The organism is Bradyrhizobium sp. USDA 376 (assembly GCF_054063675.1).
The window spans coordinates 5191069-5203828 of sequence record NZ_JBSSGN010000001.1 but is presented as its reverse complement, the minus strand read 5'-3'; the positions used below and the strand labels follow the sequence as shown (position 1 = coordinate 5203828).

Below are 12760 nucleotides of genomic sequence, written 5' to 3'. Positions count from 1 at the left end.
CGGAATGCCCCATCAAAAAATGGACCGAACGGCGAGCAGCAAATTCGCGTACGCAAGGCGGCTCAAGCACTACGCGCTTGAGAAGGCTAGTGATGTGTGCCGGGGAGAGATCGAGTGCACGTGCCGTCGACGGCACGCGACAGAGGACGAGCTAAATTCCAAATGTTTAAGGTGCTAAAATTCTTGTTCATTGCATCGCCTCCTTCGAATGACGAGTGGGCGGCTTAAACGAAATTTACGCGCAGCTTAAATCGGCTTTAACTACGAAAGTATGACACGACCTCAGATTGGCTACAAGCGCTTTACTCCCGCGCAGTTTATCGACAACTCGTTGAAATAAATTCCGGTTGAAACACGACCGTGATTGCAACCCGACACTCCTGACGATGATCAGCTCCGCTCAGGAGGCGTGTGCCTCCTCAATAACTTAGGCGCAGAGCCCGGCAGAAATTTTGCCAAAATACGCAACTCCACCTTATGTAGCCTGAGGTTGTAAATGGTGCGGATGCCACGAAACGAAAGCATGCGTTGCGTCAGAGCAGCTCCGATACCGTCCTGCCTCGCGGTTTTTTTATCGAGCGTGAGAGACCGGGAATCTTTGGCCGGTCGTGCCGCATCCCGGATGCCACTGCACCCCGAGCACCACGCCGCGACGTTCAGGCGTTACAGACCGATCAGCGAACAGCTGCACATTTGCGCTGGATGATGCTGCAGGTTGAACGCTGCCTCGCCAAACTCGGCCGAGGAGTGCTCGTCGAAGCACGAACGTGAGGTCGTGACCGACGGACGGCACCGACCTTGGCCGGCAAATGCAGTATCCAGGATTGCCGGACTCACGGAGCCGTTTGGCGTAAGCGAGTCACCCGCGTTAATTGCAGGCCGGCCGACTTCGCGGGGTTCAACACAGACATAGGTAGAGGAGCTTGGCGTTGTTCGCCAAGATTCCGGGCCAAGATTCGGCGCGCTTCGCCTTCTAGATGTCCCGATCGCCGACCGAAGAGATCCGGACGCGGAAGCCTTTAGCCTCGATGGCGCGGATCAGCTGTTCGAGGCTCATCTCCTCCGGCCGCATCGAGAGCTGGTCCGAGGGACCTTGATCCTGAGTATTCACGAGATGAACACCGTCCTCGAGAAACTCAGCGCTGACGTTAAGTACCTTTGCCACGGCCTTTATGGTGGCGGGCTTGGGCACCCTGCCGCGCTTCTCCCAATGCCAGATCGCAGGGGGAGTCACGTCAATCCGTCGAGCCAGCTCCGTGATGGTCATCGACCGCTCTTCTCGCAGCTGTTTCAAGCGCGAACCGAAATTGGCAATCGTCTTGTTCTTGAATTTAGGCACCTGTAAATTCCATTTGCAGTCTGGGAATCAGCGTTAACGACCAAAAGCAGGCGAGACTACGGTCTCGTTCGTTTTCAAGTCAATGATAGATCTATAGGTTTTCGCCCTCGGAAACCGGTGCGGTCCGTCGCAATCCTATGCAATCGGTCAGCCAACCTGTCCTCTTCGGTTTTGTTCAGCCGGCCCAGCCATGCAAGGCCCGAGCCACAACTGGAAAGACAATCTCGTTCAGCGTCACGCGTTCCTAACTCCATAGCCCGACGCCGGCGTGACACATATCCCTCGCCGCAGACGGCCGCTCCGCCGAGGCAAAGGGCGGCCGGTCGGTTACGGCCCTGTAATGCCTCGGCGGCGTTAAGTAAACAGGCAAGGCAATCCCTGCCGCTCCTTCACTCGATTGATCAGTGGCCGCTCCAGTGTCACTATGCGCCGGATTGAGCAGGGTAAGGGTTTGGCCGGACGAGCTTTTCTTCATCGCCGGCCATAGCCCGGCAGAGGGGATTGCGTGACCATTTGGCGACGTTCTTTATGTCGGTTGCGGCCCGGGCTGTTGCTGTCGACCGGGGCGCTTTTTGCTCTTGCGGCTCCTTGCGTCGCGCAGACGGCCGCGCCCCGTCCGGCAGCAGAGCAAAGTCCGGAGGGTCCCAAGCGCATCGAGCATCGTCAGCCTCTGATCGACATCCTTGCACACATGTCCGGCAGGTGCACGACCCTCAAGATCGCGGGTCGCAGCTACGCCTGCAAGGCCGTTGTCTACGCTCATAACGAAGCCGGGCGCGTGAGCTTCGCGGTGGCTATCGAGGATCCGGCGGACGACGGCCACGTCGTGTCCTTCTCCGGCGAGAAAGGAAAGCGCTTCGACGACAATTCCTATGAGCTTCCGATCGATCGGATGCTCTTGAACTCCAAGCACCGGCCGAAGGTCCACGGGCTGCCGGTGCCCGCGGAGGAGGCATCGACCGGCATCTGCCGCCAGTTCGGCAACTTTGCCGCGCGGCGGGTCTCGAGTGTCACCTGCACTGCAACGGACTCGCGAGGACAGAGCTATGAACTGCTGTTCGTTTCGGACGGCTCTCCCATCGGCGTTCGACGCGTGAGGCAGTCAGCCGCGTCGATCGACGACCCGTTCAAGTAGTCCTGCATCCAAATAATCCTAGAGCGACGCAGGCAGGTTTTCTGCGCTGCCGTTGCGCGCCAGGATTTGGCCGGCATGGCGCATCATAAAAGGGCATTAACGCGTTGGCGCCACGAGTTAATGGCAGCCTGACCGCCATCCGCGCGAGCACGCTCGACCTCGCCCATGCTTCCTATTTCTGGCGGAAGGAGTGATTGAACGACATGATCAATGGGCCGACGAGATATTCAAATGCCGTGCGCTGGACGGTCGGGATCATGACGGTTGCCGGCATTCCCGGATAAAGCTTGATGTTCGGCATGGCCGCAAGCTCGTCCTGATCAATTCGCACGAACGCCGTGTAGTACGGGTTGTTGCTCTTGGGGTCGGTCAGACGATCTGCCGAGACCTGGATGACGTCACCATGAATGATCGGCACGATCCGCTGCTTGTAAGCCGTGAGGTGAACTTCCGCGCGCACGTTGGGATGCACGTCGCTGATGTCCTCCACCGCCACCTGCGCTTCGATTGTCAGCCCATCCTGCTCCGGGACGATGTCCAGGATCTTTTCGCCGCGCTGTATGACGCCGCCGACTGAAAAGACGTTGAGGCCGACCACCTGGCCGCTATAGGGCGCGCGGATCTCCATGCGCCCCAGGACCGCTTTGGCGTTCATGGCTTTCGGGATGACTTCCAGAATTTTCGCTTGAGTGTCACGAAGGTCCTTGGTCACGTCGGTCATTCGATCATTGTCGAGCTGCGCCATTTGCTGCTCTTGCTCGGCAATTGCCTGGCGGGCTTTGGCAATGTTGGCGTTGGAATCCGCGATCTGACCTTCGAGGCCGTAGGCGGTACGCTCCAGCTGCAGAATACGCGGGCGCGCGCGATCAGGCCCCGCTCGACGAGAGGCGCGATGTCCCTCGCCTCGCTGTGAACGGAATTGATCTGGTCGGTAAATGACTTCACTTGCGCCTGGGCGCCGACGATCTGCGAGCCGAGCTGGTTGATCTTCTCGCGAATGACGCTGCGCTGTCCCTCCAGCGCGGCGCGGCGGCTCTCGAACTGGCTGACCTGCCCGTTCCAGACGCTCTTGAGATAGGGATCTTCGGAACGCGCCTTCAGATCCGACGGCATCACGAGCTCGGATCCGTGATCGAGCTCGGTCAGGAGCCGAACCTCCGTGGCACGAAGCACGGCCCATTGCTGCGTCAGAACTTCGTATTCGGCGCGCGCCTGGGTCTCATCCAGCACGATCAGGAGGTCACCGGAACGGACCTTGCCACCCTCCCTGACCCGCAGCTCCTTCACGATGCCGCCGTCAAGGTGCTGGACGCTCTTGCGATTGCCGTCAACCTTGACGACCGCGTTTGCCACGACGGCGCCGTTCAGCGGCGCGGTCAACGCCCACGCACCAATCCCGCCGAAGAATACGGCAACAATGGCCCAGCCGGCGAGAGAGATACGCCTGATCGAGTCGCTGGGCGGCCCGGCGGAAAGACCGGCGCGGCTGCCAGCAGCGGCGAGATTCTTGGGTGTTCCATCTAAAATGGCCATTGGGCGAGCCTAGCTGCTTGAGCCTTGCACGGCGTGCACGGGCACAGGACGGGTCAGCCGTGCCATGATCTCGGCACGAGCCCCGAACATTTCGGCGACGCCATCTCTGAGGACGAGAATCTTGTCGACGACCCCGATGGTCGCCGGCCGATGCGAGACGATGACAACCGTCGTCCCGCCTTTTTTCAGTTGCACGATGCAATCTGCCAGAGCGACATCACCTTCCGCATCGAGGTTCGAGCTCGGCTCATCGAGCACGACGAGGCTTGGGCTGCCATAGACGGCACGGGCCAGACCAATCCGCTGGCGGAAGCCGCCGGACAGAATTGCGCCGCCTTCTCCGACCTGGGTGTCATAGCCGTGCGGAAGCCTCAGGATCATTTCATGCACGCCGGCGAGCTGGGCAGCGAGGATGACGTCCTTGTCGTTCCCCTCGTCGAAGCGGCCGATATTGGCGGCGATCGTATCGGAGAACAGCTCGATATCCTGAGGCAGGTAGCCGACATGGTCGCCGATCGCCCGCTTGACCCAGGTCGAGACATCGGCACCGTCCAGCCGCACGGCGCCCGCCGAGGGTGTCAGCACGCCGACAAGCTGGCGCGACAGGGTCGATTTCCCGGCCCCGGACGGCCCGATGACCCCGAGCACCTCTCCTGCCTCCACGGCGAAGGTGACGCCGCGCAGAATGGGCTTGGCGCTTCCCTGGGGAACGAAGGTGAGCGCCTCCACCGCAACGTGCCCGTCGGGCCTGGGCAGCGTGAGGCCGGCCTCGAGAAGAGGATGCGCCGTAAGCAGCTCGCGAATGCGCAGGAACGCAGCACGCGCCGACACGAGACCACGCCACGATCCCACGATCTGCTCGACCGGCTGCAGCGCGCGGCCGAGCAGAATGCTGGCCGCGAACATCGAACCGACCGTCGTGACCCGCTCGATCACAAGATATGCGCCGAGCCCCAGGATCAGCGATTGCATGGCGAGGCGCAGGAAACGGATCAGGCTCTGGATCGCGGCGGCGCGGTCGCTTGCCGCGACCTGGCGCTCCAGCATCCTGTCGCGATCGCGACTCCAGCGCCGCAGCAGACCGCCGGTCATGCCCATGGCACGCACGACCTCGGTGTTGCGCAGGCTCATTTCGGTGAAGCTGTAGCTGCGCGCGGCGGCTTCGTTCGATTCCGTGAGCGGCAGCTTCACCAGCCACTCGCTCAGCAGCGCCATCAGCACCAGAATGACCGAACACCCCAGCGCAAAGGCCCCCAGGAACGGATGAAGTGCGAAGATCACCGCGATGTAGATGGGGGCCCAGGGGAGATCGAAGACGGCGTGGATGCCCGTCCCGGTGACGAACTGGCGAAACGTATCGAAATCGCGGATCGCCTGGCTGCGGGCGCCGCCCGCGCTGGCGGAGCGATCGATGATCGCCGTCATCACCCGCGAGGCAATCTTGCGGTCAAGGCGGATGCTGGCGCGGGTCAGCACCCTTGCGCGGACCGCGTCCAGCCCGGCAAGCGCCATGAACGCCAGCAGCAGCGCAATCGTGAGCATCAGCAACGTGATCTCGCTGGCGCTCGAGATCACGCGGTCATAAACCTGCAGCATGTAGAGCGGGCCGGCGAGATAAAGCAGGTTAATGGCAAGGCTGAAGATGCCGGCCGTCGCGAAATAACCCTGGCATGTCTGCAGCAGGCGCCGGAGCTCGTCCGGCCTCTTGAAAGGCGCGCTCACACAATCCGGCGGATTCCCGCCCCCCTAATCAAAAAACACGCCGGAGCGATGACGCCCGGCCAAATAGCCTGCCGACAAAAGTTACAATTCTTATCTAATCCAAGACAATGATTAGCACAGTCCCCAGGCCGCGCGAAATCAATCCTCGCTGGAAAGGTAAAGGCCTCCGTAGAGCTACGGGCACCTTGCGAATTAAACGAGTTACGTTGCGCGAAGCGCACATAAAAAGGTGGCGGCTTGACGGAAAGCGACGACACCAGCGCAGTCCAACAGGCGCTCGAAATGCGGGGGCAACCTTTCTTTCTCGCGCTGCAACATGCCGCGTTTTGGGCTGATAATTCGACATTTTCGGAAAACGCGAGCGCGGGAAAGTCCCGCGCCCGGCGGGCATCCGCAGCGGAAACGCGGGCGTAACGGAGCTTAAAACAGATTTATGCCCCGTTAAATCAGTTCCGAAATTTGAACGGCCGGCGTCAGCCCTCTGGAACCGCTGAATCGAACTTAACAACCGAATTTACCCACCTTTAAATCGCCCCGGCGCCCGATCCCTGCACCGACGCGCGACATCACGCGCTTCTTCTTCCGTCGCACAGGGCAAGGAGCTTCAATGGCCAAGCGGGGCGCGAATGATCAGTACGGGAATTTCTCTGAAGCGAATGCGCATGCTCTGGAATGGGAATTCATCGGACTGAACATCGCCTCGGCAAATGTCGGATCGATGGACACTCCGGCGGTGCACCAGGGTCATGGCATCGAAATGAGCTTTTCGGCTTCGGACGGCGGCGGTCCGGAGAGCTTCGCCGGGAAAAAGGGTGGCGGAGGTGCCACGACCAGCGGAACGACAGGCGGGAGCACATCGGGTGGAAGTGGCACCTCGGGCACCGGCACCACTGTTGGGCAGGGAACCACCACAACGAAACTTGTAGCTGTAACAATCCTGGCGCCGACCCTGAACCCACCCACCGGCAACAGCACGCTGCCCAGTGACACGTACTTTTACAAGGAATGGAATCTGACCAGTAGCACCGGCGGCATCAATGTCACCAAGGCCTGGCAGAACTATACCGGACTGGGTGTCAAGGTCGGCGTCATCGACGACGGCATCGATTACAACAACACCGATCTTCATTCGCACTATCTCTTCAATCTGGACTATGACGCGACCAACGGCGGGAGCGATGCCTACGGCACGTCGACCGACAGTCATGGGACGACGGTTGCCGGTGTGATCGGCGCCGCGCGTGACGGCAGCGGTACTGTCGGCGTGGCTTACGATGCCGGGATCGCGGGCTTCCGCATCAGCTACGGCACCGGCGGCGGCCCGAGCCAGATTGCCGATGCCTTCAACCACACGCTCTCGAGCGGCATGGACGTCGTCAACGCGAGCTGGGGCTACACGACCGCCTACTCGGACAACTTCTTCTCGTCTGCGTTCGCGTCGTCGAAGACCGCCATCCTCAATGAGGTCATGTACGGCCGCGGTGGCCTCGGGACCAGCATCGTCTTCGCGTCCGGCAACGGCCGGAGCTCGGGTGACAACGTCAACTACCACAACTACCAGAACGACCCGTATGCCATCGTCGTTGCCGGAGTCGATCCCACCGGACGCGTTGCAAGCTTCAGCACGCCGGGCGCAGCGCTCCTGGTTTCGGCACCGGGGGGCGCGTATAGCGACGACCGGGTCGGCAGCGCCGGCTACAACACCAGTGGCGACTACATCTCGATCTCCGGCACGTCCTATTCGGCTCCGGCGGTCTCCGGCGTCATCGCCCTGATGCTGCAGGCCAACCCAAATCTGGGATTCCGCGACATTCAGGATATCCTGGCTTATTCCTCCAAACAGACCGACCCGACCAGCGCCAGTTGGCACGTGAACGGTGCCCATGACTGGAACGGAGGCGGCCTGCACTACAGCGAGGACTACGGCTTCGGACTGGTCGACGCGACGGCGGCGGTTCGGCTTGCCGAAAGTTGGCGCTACCAGAAGACCTACGCCGACATGTCGACGGAATCGGCGACGCATGGTGACAACGCCGCGATTCCGGACGGCATCGGAAGCCTGAGCAGCCAGATCACCTTCGCCTCGTCGCTCAAGGTCGAGAAGATGGTGATCGATCTCAACATCACGCACGCAAGCCCCGGCGACCTAACCGTGACCTTGACCGGGCCCGACGGTACGAGCGCCACGCTCGTCTCGCATCCCACGGGCGGCACCGGCGGCGGGATCGTGTTCGAGACCACGGCGAACAGCTTCTGGGGCGGCGACGCCAAGGGCACCTGGACCCTGACAGTCACCGACAGCGCATCAGGCAACAGCGGTACGCTGAACGGCTGGACGCTGACGGCGCTGGGCGATGCACCAACCACCCCGACCACCTACGTCTACACCGACGAATTCGCGACCATGGCCGGAAGCAACCGCGTCGTGCTCACGGACTCCAGCGGCACCGCACAGATCAACACCGCGGCCGTGACCACCGGCTCCTACCTGGATCTCAATCCGGGAGCGACCGACACCATCGCCGGCAAGACGCTTCAGATCGCGTCCACCTCGATCATCAAGAATGTCTGGGCGGGCGTCGGCAACGACACGATCATCGCCAATGATTTCGGCGACACGATCCAGGCCGGCCTCGGCAACGACACGATCGTCACCGGCAAGGGCGCGGATATCCTCTACGCCGCGCAAGCCGCGGGAGGCAGCGACATTTTCATGTTCAATGCGCTTTCGAGCACGACCGACACGATCCTGAACTGGGTGTCGGGCAACAACACCATCAATGTCGGGCAGCTGCTCAGCTCGATCGGCTATGGCGGCAGCAATGCTTTCACCGATGGCTGGCTCAGCTTCGTCTCCGATGCGAAGGGCGGCACCAACGTGGTCGTCGACGCGCACAACGGCGCGGCGCCGCAGGTCATCGTGGACATCGTCGGCATCGCGCCGACGCTGCTTCACGAGAGCACGACGTCGTGGAGCCTGATCGTGTGATCAAGAAAAAGGCCCCGCGGCGATTTCGCCGCGGGGCCTGCTTGGGACTTCGTAGTTCGTCCCGCCTAGGCGTGATTGGCGATTCCCGCGATCGGATGCAGGCCGATCAGGTTCTGATCTTCCATGATGCCCCAGAACGCGTCCACAGTATTGGCTTGAACGTCGTAGACCGGGCCGCCAAGGCTGTCCTGCCAGCCGATCAGGCTGCCGTCCGTCGATATCACGAAGCCGCCAGTCGAACCGTCCAGCCCGTGGTTGTAGGCGGCGAGAGCGTTCTTCAGCCCCTCGCCGCTTGCATACACGGTGGTGGTGACGTCGTTGCCGGCATCGCTGTCGGTATTGGCCGCGATGTAGGACGACTTATAAGAGTATCCAGTCGAAGCAAGCTTCGACCACGAGTCGTCGCTCGAGGACATGCTCGTGCTCTTGAACGTGATGGCACTGCCGTTCAAGGTGTAGTCCGTTCCGGCCGCATCGTTGATGATAGCCTGAACCGCTGGTGACGCCAGGTCATTTGCAGTCGAGAAATTGATCTTGCTGTTGCCGTTGCTGAAGGCACCCTGCCCCTTCAGCCACAACACCGCCTCCTCGATCAGGCCGGTTGGGGATGCATCAAAGCCCGGTGCCAGCCCGCCATGCGCCTGATCGTAGATATAGTCGTTGTACTCGTTGAGCTGCGCCGCAACCGCCTGGCTCGCCAGGATGATGCGGGCGTCGCCGGAGACCGAGCTGTTCGCGAGTATCTGAGCGGAGGCCAGATCAAAGAACAGATGACCCGACTCGCCAGTGACCAGACCGTCATGGTTCAGGTCGCCCATCAAAAGCCCGGAATCCCCGCCTCCGTTGTTGGCGCCTTTCACGAGTCCAAGACTGCTCGAAGGACCGTTCGTCGTAAGCGTGCTGAGATCGTTCGAGCCGGTCTTCGTATCGTGGTCCCAGTCGTACTTCGGAACGACGTTGATCTCCGAGCCGGAGCCTTTTTCGTCGCCGGACGTCGCATCCCACAACGTGAGGTGTGTAGACCAATAACCCTTGGTCAGGCCGGCCAACGTCACGCCGATCGGCGTATAGCTGCTGGGATCGGTTGCGGTGGGCGTCGTCGAGTCACCGCAATCGTCGGAGACCGCATTGGTCGTGGCTGTGCCGATGTTGGTGTAGGCCGTTGCCCCCGCAATTCCGCTCGCCTTGAATTGCCAGGTTTCGCCGACATCGAGCACGTTGTTGTTGTTGAGGTCGCCGATGTTGTGGGTCGTATCCGACCCCAGTAGATCCGCGTTGGATCCGAACACCGTTGCCGCGGCAAAATCGTCGGCCGTCGTGCCCGTCGTGCCATTGTTGTCGGAAACGCCGACACCGGTCAGCCCGACATTGCCGTCGTTTGTGACCGCGTAGGTCCAGTTGATCACCTGCCCCACCAGGACTTTGGCGGAATCCGCACCATTCGTCTTCTTGTCCAACGTGATGTGCGGAGCGAGCCCGAAGTAGATGGCAGAATCGGAAGGATCGGCGGTGAACGTGTTGCTCGCACCGTCGGTGAAGCTGACGCTGACATCCGCCGTGTTGGTGTTGGGTCCACCGGCAACCCAATCGGCGAGCACGGTGTAGGTCCAGGTCTCGCCGACATCGAGGATGTTGTCGCCCGCCGTCCCGGTACCGGTGTCCGTGTGCGTCCCCAGCGCAAGCTGCGAGTCGGTGACGACCGGGTTCGCAAACGCGACGTTCCCAGTGTTCGTCACCGTAATGCGATACTCGACCTTGCCGTCGGAGTCCTTGAGCAGGTTGATCTTGGTATCGGCTTTCAGGACATCGCCGTCATCCGGACAGATGATGTCCTTGGAGATCGTCAGCGAGGGGTTGGCGCCGAAATAATTGGCGTCGTCCGAGTCGCTCGCGGTCGCGGTGTTTTCACAGTCATCGGTGAAGGTCGCCGATACCGTCGCGGTGTTGGTCTGCTGCCCTTCCGCCCAGGATGCGGTGATTGGACTACCACCGATGGCGTCGACGAGTTCGGACCCGCCGCTGCCGGCAACGGTGACGACCTGGTCGATTCCCAATTTGGAGTCGACCAGGTGAATGTCGAGGGACACGTCGCTATTGTTAGTGATCGTAAAACGATACTGAGGATCGTCGTACCCGGTGAGCAGGACCGGTCCAGTCGGATCGTTGGCGTCGGACCAGGTCTGACCGCCGTCGACGGACACCTCCTTCTTGATGGTGATCGAGTCGGGAGCCACCGTTACGCCGGTGTAGCCGCTGATGTCGAATGCGGTTGGATTGAGATCGGCGGGCGGATTGGCCGGGTTATAGCCTGTCGCGCTCGTCGTGACGGTCCCCGTGTTCGAGTAGGCGCCGGCAACCGTCGTCCCCGTTGCAGAGTACTGCCAGGTTTCGGCTTCGTTGACACCGGTCGTTGTGGCGTCATCGGCATCCAGGATACCGTTATGATTGACGTCGCCGACGTTGTACTCCTGGCTGTTGAAAGTCACGGTGACGGCAGTCGCAGTGAAATCGTCGGCCGTCGTGCCGGGCGTCCCGTTGTCGTCGGTCACAACGACGTTGTTCAGACCCACCGTTCCGGTATTCGTGACCGCGTAAGTCCACTTGACGTCTTCACCCGAGAGCAAGGTCTTGCCGGCGACGCTCTCTCCATCCTCCGGGCAGACAGTGTCCTTGGCGATGGAGACCGTCGCATGCGGGGTGGGTGGAGGCGTGACGTTGCCGGACGCCCGGTACGACCACTCCTCGAAAGTGCCGTCGACCCGCTCGCCGCTCACCCCACCGAAGACCGAATACAGGTATATGTAGGAACTGTTGCTAAGCCCCGCGAAGAAGGAGTTCGGGACGAGGAAGCTGTAGTCCGGATGACCATTGCCTGAGGAGAGGTCGTTCAGCTTGAGCGAGACATCTCCGTCGGCACCTGCATCCATGTTCCAGATCAGCGTCGCCGCCGCACCGAAGCCGGTGTCGGTGCCGCCAAGGGCACCTATCGGATCATAGCTGGTGAGTGCCGGATTGGATGAATAGTACAGCTTGAGAACGTCCAGGGAGATCAGGTTGTTGACGTTCTCGCCCAGATCCAGCCGGAATTCCCTGTAGTCCGTCCCGCCGACGTTGACGATCGCCATCGATCCCAGTTGGACGGAGTGGGTAAAGTTGCCTCCAACCTGATCGAACTGGAAATCCTGCGCACCGGTGCTGGGCTTGACGTCACCATCGGTGTTGTAGCCCTGTTCGGTGTTATTGTTGCCGGCATTGTGGATCCGCAAGAACGACGGAAACTGACCAGTGCCGGACGAGCCTGTTGAACCGACCGGAATCTGTTCAATGGTCACCTGATTGACCTGGGCGGTAGAGCCCACGGTCGAAAGGTCGACCTGGACCTGGTACGAAATGTCTGTCGTCGCAGTGCCGCCGGAATCGGTAAAGGCGGTTGTGGCCATCAGGCCTGCGGTCTGGTCGATCGCGCTCAGCACGAAAGACTCCCCGGCTGCGTCGAAGCCGACGTTCCAGGTCGTCTGAACGACGCCGTTCGCAACGTTGTCGAGATCGCCGGCGCCGCCGTCCGTCACCGTCCACGGCACATTCGTTCCGGATACGGGGTTGCCATTCACGTCCGTGACTTCAAAGGTGACGGTGTCGCCGACGCCGACGTTCGCGGTGAAATAGGCGGTCGATCCCGGCGCGTAATCGGCTTGGTCGGTGCTGATCGAGATGGCCGCGAGCGTCGGATCGGCGATCAACTGAGAGTCGTCGACAAGAACGTACACGCCGCTCGCCGGATCGTACTTGTAAATTGCCATGACCTAAGCCTCCAAAAAATCACAACAAAAATTCCAAAGTCACGTGGGAGGAGGCAGGAATGCCGCCTTCGGTTGCGCACGAAAAAACCGACACGCGCGGGCGCGCGTGCCGGCCTATGCAGACCTCCGTCGGCAAAAAACAATCAAAACAGCCCTGCCTGCCCAGTAACAACCAAACAGGGAACTTTAAGCAATTATTTACGATTAACGCAACGTTTAGTCGTGAAATGGATGCCGACCAA

Annotated in this window: 7 protein-coding genes; 2 read left to right on the top strand and 5 right to left on the bottom strand. The window is 61.0% G+C overall.

Annotated features, from left to right (window positions below):
* Positions 1-973 precede the first annotated feature (973 nt).
* On the bottom strand, positions 974-1339 hold the full coding sequence (locus ACVJ19_RS24150; RefSeq protein WP_453951590.1) for a helix-turn-helix domain-containing protein: 366 nt from the start codon (positions 1337-1339) through the stop codon (positions 974-976).
* A 505-nt stretch (positions 1340-1844) separates the two neighbouring features.
* On the opposite strand from ACVJ19_RS24150, the gene ACVJ19_RS24145 reads away from it, so the two are divergent.
* Positions 1845-2474 carry a hypothetical protein gene (locus ACVJ19_RS24145; RefSeq protein ID WP_453951589.1) on the top strand — a complete coding sequence of 210 codons (630 nt, stop codon included), beginning with the start codon at positions 1845-1847 and terminating at the stop codon, positions 2472-2474.
* Between the two features lie 172 nt (positions 2475-2646).
* Here the strand turns inward: ACVJ19_RS24145 and ACVJ19_RS24140 are convergent, their stop codons facing one another.
* Genes ACVJ19_RS24140 through ACVJ19_RS24130 form a run of 3 tightly spaced genes read right to left on the bottom strand, consistent with a single transcriptional unit; the run spans position 2647 to position 5729 of the window.
* Positions 2647-3219: an HlyD family efflux transporter periplasmic adaptor subunit gene (locus tag ACVJ19_RS24140; protein WP_456739437.1), complete on the bottom strand. Its 573-nt coding sequence runs from the start codon at positions 3217-3219 to the stop codon at positions 2647-2649.
* A complete protein-coding gene (locus ACVJ19_RS24135) occupies positions 3192-4007 on the bottom strand; it encodes a hypothetical protein (RefSeq protein ID WP_456739436.1) in 816 nt (271 codons plus the stop codon). The genes ACVJ19_RS24140 and ACVJ19_RS24135 overlap by 28 nt, the downstream gene beginning before the upstream one ends.
* A 9-nt stretch (positions 4008-4016) precedes the next feature.
* Positions 4017-5729, bottom strand: a complete 1713-nt coding sequence (locus ACVJ19_RS24130; protein WP_453951587.1) for a type I secretion system permease/ATPase — start codon at positions 5727-5729, stop codon at positions 4017-4019.
* Between the two features lie 607 nt (positions 5730-6336).
* On the opposite strand from ACVJ19_RS24130, the gene ACVJ19_RS24125 reads away from it, so the two are divergent.
* Entirely contained in the window at positions 6337-8718 is a 2382-nt protein-coding gene (locus ACVJ19_RS24125; RefSeq protein ID WP_453951586.1) for a S8 family serine peptidase, read from the top strand.
* A 65-nt stretch (positions 8719-8783) separates the two neighbouring features.
* On the opposite strand, the gene ACVJ19_RS24120 is transcribed toward ACVJ19_RS24125, so the two are convergent.
* Positions 8784-12518 (bottom strand): beta strand repeat-containing protein, encoded by a 3735-nt coding sequence (locus ACVJ19_RS24120; RefSeq protein WP_453951585.1) that lies wholly within the window; start codon positions 12516-12518, stop codon positions 8784-8786.
* Between the last annotated feature and the right edge of the window lie 242 nt (positions 12519-12760).